This is a genomic window from Paraburkholderia sp. SECH4, assembly GCF_030511745.1.
GTDB classification, from domain to species: domain Bacteria; phylum Pseudomonadota; class Gammaproteobacteria; order Burkholderiales; family Burkholderiaceae; genus Paraburkholderia; species Paraburkholderia madseniana.
This window is the reverse complement of record NZ_JALOCP010000010.1, coordinates 16377-32451: the sequence shown is the minus strand read 5'-3', so window position 1 is coordinate 32451 and position 16075 is coordinate 16377. Positions and strand designations below refer to the sequence as shown.

Sequence of the window (16075 nt, the reverse complement as noted above, 5' to 3'; positions counted from 1 at the left end):
CTTTATAATCCACGCATGAAGACCGCCAAGCCCGCCGCGACCGCCGACAAAACCACGCCTGCCGCCTCCGCTCATCATCATGAGCCGGGGCACACGCACATTGCGCACGGTGAATCGCAGGAAGCCGCACTGACTCTCGCGGAAGAATATTGCCGCGAACGCGGCGAAAAACTCACACCGATCCGCCGCAAAGTGCTCGAATTGCTGTTGAATTCCGGGCGCGCCACCAAAGCTTATTCGCTGCTCGACGACATGCGCCAGATCCATCCGGGCTCGGCGCCGCCTACGGTTTACCGGGCGCTGGATTTTCTGCTCTCGGCAGGGCTCGTGCACCGGATCGAATCGATTAATGCGTTTACCGTCTGCCACGACCTGACGCAATGCCAGCACGGCATTCTGGTGGTGTGCCAGCAATGCGGCAACGTCACCGAGTTGCATCAGCCGAAGCTGCGCCAGGCGCTCGTCACGCAAATCGAAGACGCGGGTTACCGCCTTGCCAGCGATGAAATCGAATTGAAGGGATTGTGTTCCGCGTGTCAGGCAGCGGAAGCGGCCAGCGCCAGCGCTGCCGCACCGGTCGCCGTCGCCAAATAACAGCGGCGCCTGCCATCAGGTTTGCAGTCTGATTGCGGACCGTTTCGCCAGACGAAAGCTTGCCGCCGACGATGCGGCGGCAAGAAACCGCCCTCGGCCGCGAGGCCGCTCCTCAGCCCGCGCGGGCGTCGATCGCGTCGTGCAACAGTGTCACGAGGTCTTCCGGCAATGCCGGCTTGGTCATGAAATGCTGGAAGCCTTCGCCGATGCTGCGTAAGCGGTAAGCGTCGTCGGTATGACCCGTGAGCGCCACGGCCACCGAAGGTGCATGGTCACCGCGAATCTCGTGATCGCGCAGCCGCTGGATCAGATAAAAGCCGTCCATGGCCGGCAATTCGAGGTCGCACACCACGGCGTCAGGTAACAGCCGCAGCGCCGCTTCGACGCCCTCTTCCGCATCCGCCACTGCGACGACATGCGCACCTTCCGCCTCGAGTAACAAGGCCAGTGATTCCCGGCTATCCGGGTCGTCCTCGACGAGCACGATCGTGGCCTGATCGAGTCTCAATGCTCCGTTCATGTTCTGCTGTAGCTCTAAAAAACCGGTTAGGCCATCAGACTCGGCCAACGTATCGCCCTGCTGTTTGCTGCCGATTTGCGCGGCTGCGGTATTGCTGTCCATGGTTCCGACTCGATTTCATGCGTCGAGTTGCATGCAGGCCCGCGATTGTAAAACATGGCCCCGGCGCAACGCGTGCGCACAGTAACGCGCCAAAATTGCACGCCGATGAAAAACCGACCCTCGGCTCCACTGCCCTGGCTGACCAATGCCGACACCCGATTCGCCGTGGCGGTGGCTGCTGCAAACCCACGTCCATCGCCTTGCCCGCCTCAGCGTCTGCTCCGACATTCATGTTCTATTGCGACGCCGGCGCGGTTATGCCTCTCGCACGGCGTTCAAATCCACTCCTCAGGTAGCACGTTGCGTGCCTCGCCGGCTTCACCAGATTCGTCGTTACGTCAGCATGGTTGCGCGAGCCTGCCGCACGATCCACGGCGGCGCTATGATCGTGTGCGCGAGATCGCAGCGGCTGCGTTATGTTCTGCCGCTGCGACGCAGCACGTCATATGAGCGCCATCTCTCCGCCCCTAAAACCTGAGGCCGCCCGACACCATGTCCGATCTCGACTCCGCCACGCTTGAAACACTCCGTCATGTCAGCACCGCCACGCTGACCACCCAGTTGTTCAAGCGCGGCCTGCGCAATGCGTTCATGCAGGGCGTAGCGCCGCTCGCCGCGCACAGTGGCACGAATCTGGTCGGGCCGGCCTTCACGCTACGCAATATTCCCTCGCGCGAGGACATCGACGTGCTCGAACTGTTTGCTGATCCCGAGTACGCACAGCGCAAATGTGTCGAGACCATTCCGGCCGGCCATGTGCTCGTGCAGGATTGCCGCGGCGAGCGAGGCAGCGCCTCGTTCGGTTCGATCCTCTCGCAGCGGTTGCAGGTGCGCGGCGTAGCGGGCATGGTGTCCGACGGTCCGGTGCGCGACAGCACGACAATCGCCGCGCTTGGCATGCCGGTGTTTTGTGCCGGCGCAAGCGCGCCGCCGAATCTGATCCGGCATCACGCGGTGGATATCAATGTGCCGATCGGCTGCGGCGGTGTAGCGGTGTTTCCCGGCGACGTGATCGTGGGCGATGCGGACGGCGTGGTGGTAATCCCACTCAAAATGGCAGCCGAGGTTGCGCAAGCCGCCGCCGAGCAGGAGCAACTCGAAGTGTTTCTCGCCGAGCGTATTCGTGAGGGCGCCGCCCTGCCCGGCACTTATCCGCCGAACGAAAAAACGAAGGCTGCGTATGAGGCGTGGCGGCAGAAACGTATTTCTGAGTGAGTCCGGCAGTGTGTCAGTCCGCTTTGCCAGGACCGACGCCCTGCACCAGCAAGGCCACCGCATGCCGGGCGATCTCCTCGCTGCCGATGTTGCACCGAGCGGGATCGTTACGCCACAGCTTCGAGGTGGCCAGCGGCAGAATCGTCATACCCAGCAGCGTGACGAATACCAGCGACGGCTCCAGCCCGGCATTCAGGCGCCCTTCCTTTTGCCAGCGCGCGATGGCTGACAGCGACGCCTTCTGATTCGCGTCGCCGAACCGTTCATGCATGCGCTGGCGCAGCAGGCCGCCGTCGCTGATCACTTCGCGCACCCACAGCGACGGAAACCACGGATTGTCGCTCGCCGTCTTCACCAAACGCTGCGCGAGTTGCGTGATGGCAGCCACCGGATCGTCGGGATTTTCCTGAAACGGCACGCCGATCCCCGCGCGCAGCGGCGCGAAACGCTCGTCGATCAGCACGTCGAGCAATTGATCGCGCGTCTTGAAGTAGTAATGCATCATCGCCGGCGTGAAACCCGCCTCACGGGCAATCTCCCCGAGCGTGGTGTCGACGATGCCCTGCCGCGCGAACAGGGCGAGCGCGGCGTCCAGCAGGCGGCTGCGCTGCTCCGGGCCGCGCGCCGAGCCCGAAGGCCTGCCCGGTCGCCGTGTGAGCGCGGGCGGCGGTGCGGGAATCGAAGCGTTCGCAGCATCGCCCACCGCGGCTGACGCCGGCTTCGAAAGCTTTCGCGCCTTCGCGGCGGCCGTGCTGCGCGGCGGGCGTTTCACTTCCCGGTCATCTGACGTAATCCTTGCCATTGCATTCAATTTGACGAGTGACACAATGTCGCATATATTAATCTCCGAATTAATTAATTTCAATACCGTGGCGCCATGGACCAATCGACAACGACTCAACCCGCCGGGCTAACGCTGCCAGATGCGCAGCCAGATCCGCAGTCCGGCCCGCAGGCAAATGACCACCCGCCGATCCGCCTGCTGTTTCCGGCGCTGCTGCTGGTCATGCTGCTCGCCGCGCTCGATCAGACGATCGTCTCGACCGCGCTGCCGACCATCGTCGGCGAACTCGGCGGGCTCAACAACCTCTCGTGGGTGGTGACCGCCTACCTGCTCAGCTCGACTATCGTCGTGCCGCTGTATGGCAAATTCGGCGATCTGTTCGGCCGCAAGATCGTGCTGCAGACGGCGATCGTCGTGTTCCTCGTCGGCTCCGCGCTGTGCGGCGTCGCCCAGAACATGACCCAGTTGATCGTGCTGCGCGCACTGCAGGGGCTCGGCGGCGGCGGTCTGCTAGTCGTGACGATGGCCGCCATCGCGGACGTGATTCCGCCGGCTGAGCGCGGCCGCTTCCAGGGGGTATTCGGCGGCGTGTTCGGTCTCGCGACGGTGGTCGGGCCGCTGCTCGGCGGCTTTCTCGTCGAGCACCTGTCATGGCGCTGGATTTTCTACATCAACCTGCCGCTCGGCCTCATCTCGCTGGCTGTGATCGGCGCGGTCTTCAAACCGCACGTGCGGCATGTGAAGCACACCATCGACTACATGGGCGCCGCGTTTCTCGCCGGCGCGCTCACCTGCATCATCCTGTTCACGAGCCAGGGCGGCACGATCCTGCCGTGGTCATCGCCGCAGTTGTGGTTCACGCTGGGAATGGGGCTGGTGGCGATCTGGGGCTTCATCCACGAAGAGCGCACTGCCGTCGAACCGATCATGCCGCTCGAACTCTTCAAACAGCGCACGTTTTTGCTGAGCAGTCTGATCGGCTTCATCATCGGCGTGTCGCTGTTTGGTTCGGTCACGTTCCTGCCGCTGTATCTGCAAGTGGTCAAAGGCTCGACGCCCACGGAAGCCGGCATGCAGATGCTGCCGATGATGGGCGGTCTGTTCATGATGTCGATGGTGACCGGACGCGTAATCAGCAAGATCGGCAAGTACCGCATGTTTCCGATCGCCGGCACATTTCTCGTGACCGTCGCGATGGTGCTGCTCGCACGCCTGCAGATCAACACGCCCATTCGTGTGATGTATATCGACATGGGCATTCTCGGCTTCGGCCTCGGCATGGTGATGCAGGTGCTGATTCTCGCGGTGCAGAATACTGTCGAGTTCAAGCACATGGGTGTCGCCACTTCAGGCGCGACGCTGTTCCGGTCAATCGGCGGCTCGATCGGCGTGGCCGGTTTTGGCGCGGTGTTTTCGAACGGCCTCGCCGCGCGTCTGGAAAAACTGATTCCGGCCGACATCGAATTGCCGCACGCGCTCGGACCGGCGGCCATCCACCAGTTGCCTGAAGCGTTGCGCAACGACTATCTGCAAGCGTTTGCCGGTGCGTTGCACACGGTGTATCTCTCGGCGGCCTGCGTCGTCGTGTTGGCCTTTGCGCTCGCGTGGCTTCTGAAAGATCATCCGCTGCGCAAGCACTGATTTCGCGTATCCCGTTTCCAGCGAGCGTTTTCTGCAAGCGCTTGATGACGAGGTCGAACGCCGCGCGCTTCGACCTCGTTCTGTTTTCATCGCCGCTATTTCGCTCTACCGATTCCGCCGGCGCGCGAGAGTGTCGACACCTGCGCACCGTGACTGAGCAAACCGTGTGAAAAAAACCGTCAGCCTGTTCGTTCTGCCGACATATGCAGTGTTTCGTCGTACCTACAAATGTGTTTTAGCGCACATAAAGTAGGTAAGAACGTCGATTGACGTCCTCACGGAAACGCCACATATTGCAAGCAGCGGCACCGCAAGCGAGGACTTGCGTCCCAAGGTTCTCCAGAGCATGTGGATCGTGGTTTCCGCGGACGTTACTCCTGCCTCAACACGATCTGGAGCATGCCGTAACGGCACTGTTTTCCACAGGTGGGTCCACAGTATGTCCACCCAGACAATACTCGGCCATAGTTTCCCGACGCCCTGCAAACGCTGTGGCGGTGCGCTGTACCGGCAAGTCGACTATTGCCCGTATTGCGGCGCGGTGCACCCGCTTGACGCCGGCCCACACAAGCGCGGCGTGATTCCCGGCAGCCACGCCAGTGCCATCAGCAAGACAGCGCAGAAAAACGGCTTCGATCCGACACAGCCGGTTGAAACCGATCTCGCCGCGCAGACCGCGGTCACCGGCGAAGCCGCCCCTGTCGAGCCCCCGATGCCAGCGCCGGTACTCGCGTCTCCGGATACGCCGATTCCGCCGCTCGCCGATCTACCGCATTCTGCTGGCCGCAGCATGGTCCCGATGCGCCGGGTGCTGCTCGCGATCGTGGCGATTGGCGCAATCGGACTAGCGTATGTCACCTTTACTCTATTCAGCGACAACCACGAATCGCAGAACGGCAATACTGAGCAGACGGCTGAAAATCATCAGGACGCCAGAACGGCGACCGGCACGATTGCGCTGTACGCACCGGCTCAGCCGACGAATCAGGCCACCGCGGTTAAGCCTGCTGTCCCCAGCAATGCCGCCAATCCCGCCAAGGCCGCACCGGCAATCCTGCCCACGCCCATCGCGCCGCCGTTGGCCGCAGCGCCTGTAAAACCAGCGGCGCCGCAGTTCCGCGATGCCGCGCAAGCGCTGCAGACAGCGCGTCTGGCCGTCCGCGCCAACGATCTCTCCGCGGCACAAGCGGCGCTTGGCGCGGCGCAAACGCTGCAGCCCGGCAACACCGACGCAGAAAGCCTGCTGACCGAATTGAAGCCGCTCACCGCGCGCCGCGACGCCGCGTTGCAGGCGGCACAACTGTGTGCCTCGCAGCAGTCGTGGAGTTGCGCACGCCAGCACGCCAATGAGGCGCTCGCGATCGACACCGGCAACGACGCCGCGAAAACCATCCTTGAGCGCGTGATTCGCGAGACAGGTTGGGCACCGCTCAAGCCGCATGCGTAAACCGGCATCCCGGTCAGCGAAAAAGTTTGGATACCGAATTTCTTGACCGTTCGCACGACCGATTGCATTGGCGTTTCGCGTGCCCTCTGAGCGGCAACAGACGGACATGGCACGCGCGACGCCTTGAACATGAGATGGCAAGCCGACTCACCGGTGCTTCGCGCGCGTCGACACGAGAGGCTGTTCAACCCTGACCGATAGGTAGATAAACCATGCTGAAGAAACTTCTGGCGGGATGGCTGGGGCTGGCGCTAATGATCATGTCTTCGTTTGCTTGGGCGGAACCTGCGCACTACAAGATCGTTACCGGTCCGGAACGCGGCACGTACATTCAGATCGGCCAGGATCTGTCGAAATGGGTGGCGCAGCCGGCGGGCATCGACCTGGAAGTGATGTCGTCGAAGGGTTCGGCCGAAAACGTGCAGCGCATGCGCTTCGAGCCCGGCGTGAAGCTCGCACTGGTTCAGTCCGACGTGTATCAGGCCTACATCGACATGGCCAACGCGGGCAATGCCGACGCGGGTACGACAATCCGGCCGCTACGGCTCATCATGCCGCTCTACGACGAAGAAATTAACGTCGTCGTGCGCGCGGACTCGCCGATGAAAACCTTCGCCGACATCAAGGACAAAAGCATCAGCGTGGGCCTGCTCGGCAGCGGCACCGCTCAAACGGCCACGACCCTCTATCACCTGATGTTCGGACAGGCGATTCCCGAGCAGAACGTCCAGCACCTGAGCAATGAAGATGCGCTGGCCGCGCTGATCGTCAAGAAGGTGGACGTCGCGATCATCGTGGTCGGGCAGCCGGCGAAACTGTTCAACGACATGAATCCCGAGCTGCTGCAACAGATCCGCCCTCTGAAGGTTGATCCCAACGCGCCCGAAACCGCCCGAGCCAAGCAGACTTATTTTCCCACGACACTCCGCGCGACCAGCTATCCGAACTGGCTGAAGGAAGATGTTCCCACGCTAACGGTCAAGGCCTTTCTCGTCACTTACGATTACGGTCTGCGCGATACCGTCGGCAATCTGAATCACTTTGCGGATTCGCTCTGCGCCAACTTCGACAATCTGCAGGAGCATGGGCATCCGAAGTGGAAGCAGGTGAAACTCGAATTGCCGCCCCTCGTGCGCGGATGGAAATACTACGCGCCGGTGGAAAAACATCTGCGCGCGTGTCTCGCGAACAAGAGTGCGGCGATCAGCGCGACGGCCGCGCAAGCCGCGCAGAAACCGCGCTCCCCCTGCACGGATCAGGAGCGTCTGCTGTTGCTGTGCAAGTAACGTCGTCTGGCGAGGCGAGGCGCGCGCTCAGGCGTGCGCCTTCGATGCAGCCGACACGTCCATCGCCCGTTGCAGCGCTTCGTACACCTTCGGCCGGTTGCATTGCGACACGTTAAAGCGCAGGAAGCCGGCCGCCGATTGCGACGCGCTGAACACATTGCCCGGCGCGAACACCACACTCTCGGCTAATGCGTGACGCGCGATATCGGCGGCGTCGAGCGCATCGGGTAAGCGCGCCCACACGAATATCCCGGCGCGTGGCCGCGTCCACACTTCAAGGCCTGCGTAGCCCAGCCGCCTGATCGTCTCCCCCATGGCGTCCGCGAGCTTCGCGCGCATCGATTCCAGATGCCGCCGGTAGGTGCCGTCCACCAGCAAACGATGCACGACGCTCGCCGCGAGCTGGCCGTTGCCGAACGTGGTGGCCAGCTTCAGATCGACCAGCGGCTCGATCCATTCCCTGCGCGCCGCGATGTAGCCGCAGCGCACGGCCGCGGACAAGGTCTTCGAAAAGCTGCCGATCGAGACCACCCGCGCGAGACCGTCGAACGCCGCAAGACGCGGCGCGGGTTCGTCCTCGAAGTCGGCGAAGATATCGTCTTCGACTATCAGCAGATTGTGCTCACCCGCCAGTTTCAGCAGCCGATGCGCAATGGCCGGCGCAAGCGTGGCACCGGTCGGATTGTGGATCGAGGAATTGGTCACGTAGAGCCGCGGGCGGTGCTCGATCAGCGCCCGCTCGAATGCCGCCAGATCCGGACCGGATGGCGTATAAGGCACTCCGACGATGCGGACGCGATGCGCACGCAGCAGCGCCTGGAAGTTGAAGTAGCACGGATCGTCGATCAGGACCGTGTCGCCGGGTTCGAGCAGAAAGCGGCAGACGAGATCGAGCGCATGCGTGCCGCCGTCGGTCAGCACGATCTGCTCGGGCGGCGCTTCCACGCCATGCTGCGCGAGCCGCCAGGCGAGTTGCTGACGTAGCGCGGGCAGACCGAGCGGGCTCGCATAGTCGGCGAGCGGCGACTGCGGATCACGCGCCACGGCGCGCAACGCGCGGCGCACACCGTCTTCCGGCAGCCATGAAGGCGGCATCCAGCCGCAGCCCGGCTTGAGCACCTTCGCACCGGCCTCCAGCGACTGCCGCGTGAGCCACAGCGGATCGACCTCGCGATCCAGCCGCGGCCCGAGATCGGCGAGCGCAAGCGGCGGAGCATGACCGGAGACGAAAAAGCCGGAACCGCGCCGCGCCACGATCACCCCTTCCGCGACCAGCCGGTCGTACGCTTCCACTACGGTCGACTTCGACACGCCGAGTGCCTCGGTCATCGTGCGGATCGAGGGCACGCGCGCGCCCGGCATCAGCGAACGGCTCGCGATGCGCTCGCGCAAGTTGTCCATCACGGTGCCGACCCGCGTGCCGGCTGGCGCGCCCAAGGCCGCCCGGTTGTTATCGCTTTCCGCCATCTGTACTGCTCCATGTTCGGTACAGTTTGTACGAATTGTACTGATCCGTAGCTTACCCTTTACAGCCCGAAAGCGGATGCTATGAGTTCTGTTTTCAATGCGCATGGACTCTTTCGATGGACAAAACAACGAACGGCTGGGTGAGCGGCATGGTAGGCGTGTTGATTTTCAGCGGCTCGCTACCCGCCACCCGCATCGCCGTACAAGGCTTCGATCCGGTGTTTCTGACGATGGCCCGCGCGACCATCGCTGGCACGTTGGGGCTGTTGCTTCTGCTCGTGTTTCGCCAGGCTCGGCCCGCAAGGCGCGACCTCGTCCCGCTGGTGATCGTCGCGCTGGGCGTAGTGGTTGGCTTTCCGCTCCTGACTGCCCTCGCGCTGCGCCACGTGAGCGCCGCGCACGCCGTGGTGTTCGTCGGGCTCCTCCCGCTGTCCACCGCGATCTTCGGCGTGCTGCGCGGCGGCGAGCGCCCGCAGCCGGCGTTCTGGCTGTTCTCGGCGCTCGGCAGCGGCGCGGTGGTCGCGTTCGCCTTGCGCCACGGCCTCGACGCGTCGCCACTCGGCGATGCGCTGATGCTGGCGGCGATCGTCGCCTGCGGCCTGGGTTATGCCGAAGGCGCGCGGCTGTCGCGCCATCTCGGCGGCTGGCAGGTGATTTCGTGGGCGCTGGTGCTGTCGCTGCCGGTGATGCTGCCGCTCGCCTGGTGGGCGCGGCCTGCATCGTTTGAAGGTGTGAGCCATGCGGCGCTGTGGGGGCTCGCGTACGTGTCGCTTTTCAGCATGCTGATCGGCTTCGTCTTCTGGTATCGCGGACTGGCGTTAGGCGGTATCGCGGGGGTCGGGCAACTGCAATTGCTGCAGCCGTTCTTCGGGCTGTTGCTCGCCGGTTTGCTGCTGCACGAACAGGTGCCGCCCGCGATGATCCTGGTGACCGTCGTGGTAGTCGCGTGTGTGGCGGGCGCGCGGCACTTCTCGCGAAGCGCACCGGTGCGGCCGGCAGTCTGAACGGTGTCTCGCCCGCGCGTGCGTTCCCTGATTTTCGGGACCGCGCCAGGTCGACTGTCGGATGAATATGTCATCATCTCGATAATCGATCCACCACTCGCGCCGCGACTACGATGCCGACCGCATTTGCACAAACCGTCGAAGCCCGCTTTGCCGAACTCACGCCCACTTCCAAGCGCGTCGCCAGTTACATGCTGGCGAATCTCGACCGGCTCGGCCTTGAAAACGCCGATCAGATCGCCCAGCAAGCCGGCACCAGCGGTATCTCCGTGGGCCGGTTCTTGCGCAGCATCGGCTACCAGAACCTGGATGATCTGAAGCGCGAGCTGCGCGGCGCGCAGGAGCGCCCGTGGCTGATCACCGACCGGCTCGACGCATTTCGCCGCGCCTCCGGCCAGCACGACGAAGCCACACCGGCCGCAAGTGAGCCCGATGCTGGCAACCCCGCTGCCAACCCCGCTCTCGCCCACTCGCTCGAACTCGAAATCGGCGCGATCCAGCATGTCTACCAGCTTGCGCAATCGCCGGTGTTTGCCCGCGTGGCCGAACGCATCTCGAACGCTGACGCCGTCTATATCCTCGGCATTCAGTCCACGCGCGGCATCAGCAACGCGTTCTACAGCTACCTGGAGTACATCCGTCCGCGCGTGTTCTATTCGGACGGCATGTCGGGCTCCTATGTCGATTCGCTGAACTCCGAGTTCAAGTCACCGTATCTGATCGTCACCGATACACGCGCCTATTCGATGATCGCGCGCCGCTATTGCGAGGCGGCCACGCGCCGTGGGCTGCCCTTCGCGCTCGTCACCGATATTTACTGTCCGTGGGCGCGCGAATTCGACGGCGATCTTTTGCAGGTGAAGACCGATGTCGGTCAGTTCTGGGACTCGCTGGCGCCGCTCACATGTCTGTTCAATCTGCTGATTTCGGCGATTGTCGAACGGCTCGGGCCGGGCATCGACGAGCGCGTTGCACGTAACCGCGAACTGCAGAGCGAATTCGACCAGTTCGACCTTTGAAGCCGCTTTGGCGATAAGCCACAGGATTGACGGTCGGCTCATCGGAGCCCGAGTGTCAAGCATGGCAAGCGCATGTTGCTACGCGGCGCAGTGCGCAGGTGATCGAATCGACAACCGCACAAACCGCCCGTTGCGCTTGACGCCGTGCGTTGATCACATCAGGACGCGGTCGTCGCCGCGGCTTCCCCGCCGAGATACGCGTCACGTATCCGCTCGTCACCGAGTAGGGACTCAGCAGTGCCCTCGAGCACGACACGGCCGGTCTGCAACACATAGCCGTAATGCGCGATCTCCAGCGCGAGGCTGGCGTTCTGCTCGACCATGAAGAACGTCACGCCTTGCTGGTTGATCGTGTCGATCAGTTCCAGCACTTTATCGACGTAGAGCGGCGACAAACCCATCGTGGGTTCGTCCATGCAAATCAATTTCGGCCGGCTCATCAGCGCGCGCGCCATGGCCAGCATCTGCTGTTCGCCACCCGAGAGCGTGCCGGCCTTTTGCGCCAGGCGCTCTTTCACGCGCGGGAAAAGGCCCAGCACGCGCTCATAGTCTTCGTCGATGGCTACACGGTCGCGCCGTGTGTATGCGCCCATCAGCAGATTCTCACGCACCGTCATGTCGCCGAACAGCCGCCGCGCCTCGGGTACGGACCCAACACCGCGCCGCACGATCTGCGGCGTGCTGAGTCCTGTGATCGCCTCACCTTCGAACGTCACGCTGCCGGAGCGCGGCTTGTGCAGACCGAGAATCAGCTTCATGGTGGTCGATTTGCCGCTCGCGTTGCCGCCAAGCAAACTCACGATCTGCCCGCGCCGCACTTGAAAATTGACGTCGAAATGCACCTGTACGGGACCGTAAAACGTCTCGATGTGTTCGAGTTTCAGTAGAGCGTCGCTCATCGTCGATGTTCCAGAAGTTCAGGCCGCGACGCGCACAGCCGCCGCACCGCCCACATTGCGATGGCCCAGATACGCTTCGATCACACGCGGATCGTTGCGCACGTCGCGCGGCAGCCCTTCGGCGATTTTCCCGCCGTTGTCGAGCACAATCACGCGATCCGATAAGCGCATCACCATGTCGAGCTTGTGTTCGATCAGCAGAATGGTCAGTCCGCGCGCTTTCAGTTGCTGGATCAGCACCAGCATTTCGGCAGTTTCGGACTCGTTCATGCCGGCCGTCGGCTCGTCGAGCAGCAGGATGCGCGGATGCAAGGCGAGCGCGCGGGCGATCTCGACACGTCGCCGGTTCGCATACGACAGGCTATGCGCCGGATGATCGATACGCGGCGCGAGGCGCTCGCCAAACCCCGCGATGATCTCGCGCATTTCGTCGCGCAACGCCGCGTCTTCACGCCGGATCGAAGCGGGTCCGATCAGTGCGCGCGCGACTTCGGCGATGGCGCCGACAATCGGCCAACCCGTGCGGGTAGCGCGCAAACGTGCATGCGCACCGATCAACACGTTGTCGAGCACGCTCAGATTGCCGAACACGCGGCCATGCTGAAACGTGCGCGCAAGTCCGAGCGCGGCGAGCTTTTCCGGCCGCACGCCGGTGATGTCGCGGCCGTCGAATTGCACGCTGCCTGCGTCCGGCGTATCGAGCCCGGTGATCAGATTGAACAGCGTCGACTTGCCCGCGCCGTTCGGCCCGATCACGCTGACGAGTTCGCCCTCCGAAATCGAAAGATCGACGCCGTTCACCGCGGTCAGTCCGCCGAAGCGCCGTGTCACGCCGCGCACGTCGAGAAGAGTCTGTGTCATGTGCGCTCCGTCAGACCGTTCCCAGCAAACCCTGTGGCCTGAACCGCACCAGCAGCAGCAACACCAGGCCGTAGATCAGCATCCGATAGTCGGCGGCCCAGCGGAAAATCTCCGGCAAGCCAATCAGCGCGACCGCGCCGACGATGCCGCCCAGCACGTTGCCGAGGCCACCGAGAATCACCATCGTCAAGGCGAGGATGGATACTTGCGAATCGAAAGTCTGATTGTTGATGTAGCTATACAGATGCGCCGCGATCCCGCCGCTGATCCCGGCAGCCAGCCCACCGAACGCAAACGCGATCGCCTTGTAGCGGTTCGGGCGAATACCGTGCGAGCGCGCGGCGACCTCGTCTTCGCGAATCGCACGCAGCGTCCGACCCAGATGCGAGCTCAACAGCCGCGTTTGCAAAAGCGCCAGCACGATCAGCACGCCCAGCGCAAACCAGTAGATCGCGCGAGCGCTATCGGGCGTCCAGCCGAACACCGACAACGGCGCAATGCCCGCGATGCCGAGCGGGCCGCGCGTCAGACTGTCCCAGTTGAGGATCACGAGGCTCACCACTTCGCCGATGCCGAGCGTCGCAATCGACACGTAGTGGCCGCGCAGCCGGAACGCCGGATAGACCAGCAGCGTGCCCAGCGCGGCGGTGATCAGACCAGCGCAAAAGATCGTCACGACCGGCGACCAGCCGAGATTCGTCGACAGCAACGCGGACGCGTACGCGCCGATCACCAGCAACGCAGCATGGCCTAGCGAAATCTGTCCAACCGTACCCGCCACCAGCGTCAGACTCAACGCCAACATTCCGTACAGCCAGGCATTGGTGAGTGTTTGCAGGAGATAGGACGAACTGGCAACGAACGGCAGCGCAACCGCAGCCAGTGCCAGCGCAATCACCACGGTGCGCGGCACTATCACCGCTTTGCCGGCGGACAGGAACGTGCCCGTCATCGGCTCGGGTGGCAAACGGCGGCTGCCGCTAAAGAGTCCATTGGGACGCCACACCAGAAACGGCAACAGCAAAACGAATGCAAACAGATCGCGGTAACTGGTGCCGAAGATCGCCACGCCGTAACTCTCGACCAGACCCAGCAGCAGGCTGCCGACAATCGCGCCCGGCACGTTGCCCAGACCGCCGATCAGCAACGCCACTACGCCCTTGAGCGTGGCCTGGAAGCCCATCGCCGGATCGATGCTGTTGTAGTACATGCCGACCAGCAAGCCGCTCACGCCGCCGAGCGCGCACGCGATCGCAAACACCGCCTGATTGACGCCGTTGACGTTGACACCCATCTGCTGCGCCGCGTCCCGGTCCTGCGCGGTGGCGCGTACGGCCCACCCCAAACGCGTAAACCGCAGGAACACATAGAGCACAGCAGCCGCCGTCACGCCGATGCCGGCGATCAGCAGATCCAGCGAACCGATCGTTGCGCCGCCAAGACGGAAGTGCCAATCGGGCAGCGTGCTAGGCACCGGCCGCGGATCGGCGCCGAACAGCAACTGCGCGCACTGATCGAGCACGAAGCTGATACCGATCGTCGCGAGCAACGGGGCGATGCGCGCCGCACCCTGCAGCGGCCGCAAACCGACGCGCTCGATCGCGATGCCCAGCAGCCCGCAGCCGACCACCACCGCCAGCAAGGCCAGCGGCAATGGCAACCCAAGCCGCGTCAGACACAGCCAGCCGATGAAGCTGCCGATCATGTACACCGAGCCGTGCGCAAAGTTGATCAGATGCGACACGCCGAAGATCAACGCAAGACCGACCGCCAGCAATGCATAGATATTGCCGACGATCAGTCCGTTGATCGTGTAGTCGAGCCATGAAGCCATAGCATTCAGATCCGGTGAGAAGCAGACACGTGAGCGTTGCCCAGGCGTTATTTCGAAGCGACCAGCGGCTTAGAACCGTCCCATTGCGTGAACTGATTGTCCTTGACGACCAGGTACACGCTGCGCGCACCGGCCACGCGGCGCGTCTGCGGGTCGAACTGCACCTTGCCGAAGATCAGGCTCGGCACGTCCTTGATCTGCTTCAGGCCGTCGTGCACCGCCTGACGGGTCACGCCGTAGCGGCGCATGACTTCCGCCGAGACGATCATCGCGTCGTAAGCGCGCGCGGCGAAGGTATCGGGCTCGCCGTTGTACTTCGCGCGATAACGCTGCACGAAGTCCTGCACTTCAGGCCGCTTGTCGCCGGGGAAAAAATTCGATTCCGTGAATACGCCGTTCACGGCCTCGCCGCCCAGTTCGAGAAACTTCGGCGAATAGACCGAGCCCACAGCCGCGATCGGTTGCGTCAAACCCGACGAACGCGCCTGGCGCACGATCTGCGCGCCATCCGCGTAGTACGAGATCAGCACGAGCGAATCGGGCTTCGCTTCGTTCACGCGCACCAGCGTCGCGCGAAAATCCTTTTCGGTCGGCTGATAGCCTTCCGCCGCGACCACCTGTGCGCCATCCTGCGCGGCGGCTTTCGCGAAAATGTCCTTGCTGGTGCGGCCCCAGTCGGTATTCAGATAGAGCACGGCAATGCGCTTGAAGCCGAGTTCTTTCGTCGCGTAGTGCGCGAGCAGCGGCTGCTCTTCGGCCTGACTCAGTGCCGTGCTCCACATGTAGTCGCCACCCCTGGTGAAGTCGGGGTGCGAGTTGGTGAAGCCGAATTGCACGAGTTGTCCGCGCTGATAAATCGGCGAGGCCGCCATCGAAGTCGTGCTCGACAGATCCCCCAGTTCCAGCAGAATGCGCGGATCGCCGACGAACTTCTGCGCGATCGACACGGCCTGGCGCGGATCGCCACGGCTGTCCTCGAAGTCGTAGGCAAGCGGGCGGCCCTTGATGCCGCCCTGGCTGTTGATCTGCTCCAGCGCGAGATCGAAGCCGCGCTTCCACTGCGTGCCGTATTGCGCGTCCTGTCCGGTCAGCGGTCCGCTCACGCCGATGAGATACGGGTCGCCCGTTGCGGCGCCTGCATGGGCCGCCGAGGTCGCTGCAATGCCCACCACTGCGGCGAGCACCGGCAGCGTTTTCAGCCAGCGTGACCAACTGGTTCGCGACGATTTGGATACGTGTTTCATGTTTGCCCCGCCTGTCAGCTTCAAAGTGGGGCCATGTAACCACGGTGAATTCCAGCGAACCAACGAAGTTTTGGGAATATGGTTATCACGTCGGAGAGGATGCCTCCGCTTGCTCACGGCAACGTGACGAGCCCGCGTTCACACTCATGCGCAGACAC

14 protein-coding genes are annotated in these 16075 nt (G+C 63.3%); 7 read left to right on the top strand and 7 right to left on the bottom strand.

Translation table 11 applies throughout. The annotated features are described in order from the left end of the window. Window positions 1-15 precede the first annotated feature (15 nt). Window positions 16-594, top strand: coding sequence for a Fur family transcriptional regulator (locus M0D67_RS15865; RefSeq protein ID WP_154561556.1), 579 nt, complete (start codon window positions 16-18; stop codon window positions 592-594). A gap of 112 nt (window positions 595-706) precedes the next feature. On the opposite strand, the gene M0D67_RS15860 is transcribed toward M0D67_RS15865, so the two are convergent. Further along, window positions 707-1216: a response regulator gene (locus M0D67_RS15860; protein WP_154561558.1), complete on the bottom strand. Its 510-nt coding sequence runs from the start codon at window positions 1214-1216 to the stop codon at window positions 707-709. A gap of 492 nt (window positions 1217-1708) precedes the next feature. Here M0D67_RS15860 and M0D67_RS15855 point away from each other — a divergent pair, with 492 nt between their 5' ends. Continuing rightward, on the top strand, window positions 1709-2431 hold the full coding sequence (locus M0D67_RS15855) for a ribonuclease activity regulator RraA (protein WP_266239159.1): 723 nt from the start codon (window positions 1709-1711) through the stop codon (window positions 2429-2431). 13 nt (window positions 2432-2444) lie between these two features. On the opposite strand, the gene M0D67_RS15850 is transcribed toward M0D67_RS15855, so the two are convergent. Further along, entirely contained in the window at window positions 2445-3233 is a 789-nt protein-coding gene (locus tag M0D67_RS15850; RefSeq protein WP_154561562.1) for a TetR/AcrR family transcriptional regulator, read from the bottom strand. A gap of 75 nt (window positions 3234-3308) precedes the next feature. On the opposite strand from M0D67_RS15850, the gene M0D67_RS15845 reads away from it, so the two are divergent. The 3 genes from M0D67_RS15845 to M0D67_RS15835 all read left to right on the top strand — a co-directional run bounded on the left by M0D67_RS15845 (window position 3309) and on the right by M0D67_RS15835 (window position 7589). Continuing rightward, window positions 3309-4856 carry an MDR family MFS transporter gene (locus tag M0D67_RS15845; RefSeq protein WP_154561564.1) on the top strand — a complete coding sequence of 516 codons (1548 nt, stop codon included), beginning with the start codon at window positions 3309-3311 and terminating at the stop codon, window positions 4854-4856. Window positions 4857-5295: 439 nt separating this feature from the next. Further along, window positions 5296-6303: a hypothetical protein gene (locus M0D67_RS15840; protein ID WP_266239158.1), complete on the top strand. Its 1008-nt coding sequence runs from the start codon at window positions 5296-5298 to the stop codon at window positions 6301-6303. 212 nt (window positions 6304-6515) lie between these two features. Then, window positions 6516-7589: a TAXI family TRAP transporter solute-binding subunit gene (locus M0D67_RS15835; protein WP_266239157.1), complete on the top strand. Its 1074-nt coding sequence runs from the start codon at window positions 6516-6518 to the stop codon at window positions 7587-7589. A gap of 27 nt (window positions 7590-7616) precedes the next feature. Here the strand turns inward: M0D67_RS15835 and M0D67_RS15830 are convergent, their stop codons facing one another. Next, entirely contained in the window at window positions 7617-9056 is a 1440-nt protein-coding gene (locus tag M0D67_RS15830; RefSeq protein ID WP_266239156.1) for a PLP-dependent aminotransferase family protein, read from the bottom strand. A gap of 116 nt (window positions 9057-9172) precedes the next feature. On the opposite strand from M0D67_RS15830, the gene M0D67_RS15825 reads away from it, so the two are divergent. Together M0D67_RS15825 and sapR are read left to right on the top strand one after the other, a co-directional pair. Then, window positions 9173-10060 (top strand): DMT family transporter, encoded by an 888-nt coding sequence (locus M0D67_RS15825; RefSeq protein WP_154561572.1) that lies wholly within the window; start codon window positions 9173-9175, stop codon window positions 10058-10060. Window positions 10061-10173: 113 nt separating this feature from the next. Next, window positions 10174-11079, top strand: coding sequence for a sap1 transcriptional regulator SapR (gene sapR, locus M0D67_RS15820; protein ID WP_154561574.1), 906 nt, complete (start codon window positions 10174-10176; stop codon window positions 11077-11079). 158 nt (window positions 11080-11237) lie between these two features. On the opposite strand, the gene M0D67_RS15815 is transcribed toward sapR, so the two are convergent. From M0D67_RS15815 to M0D67_RS15800, 4 genes are read right to left on the bottom strand one after another with little or no spacing between them, the layout of a single operon-like run. Beyond that, the gene (locus tag M0D67_RS15815) at window positions 11238-11978 is read right to left on the bottom strand and encodes an ABC transporter ATP-binding protein (RefSeq protein ID WP_097396882.1); all 741 of its coding nucleotides are present in this window, start codon (window positions 11976-11978) and stop codon (window positions 11238-11240) included. A gap of 18 nt (window positions 11979-11996) precedes the next feature. Continuing rightward, the gene (locus tag M0D67_RS15810) at window positions 11997-12839 is read right to left on the bottom strand and encodes an ABC transporter ATP-binding protein (RefSeq protein ID WP_266239155.1); all 843 of its coding nucleotides are present in this window, start codon (window positions 12837-12839) and stop codon (window positions 11997-11999) included. 10 nt (window positions 12840-12849) lie between these two features. Then, entirely contained in the window at window positions 12850-14673 is a 1824-nt protein-coding gene (locus M0D67_RS15805) for an ABC transporter permease (protein ID WP_266239154.1), read from the bottom strand. Between the two features lie 47 nt (window positions 14674-14720). Then, window positions 14721-15917 (bottom strand): ABC transporter substrate-binding protein, encoded by a 1197-nt coding sequence (locus M0D67_RS15800; RefSeq protein ID WP_154561579.1) that lies wholly within the window; start codon window positions 15915-15917, stop codon window positions 14721-14723. Window positions 15918-16075: the final 158 nt, after the last annotated feature.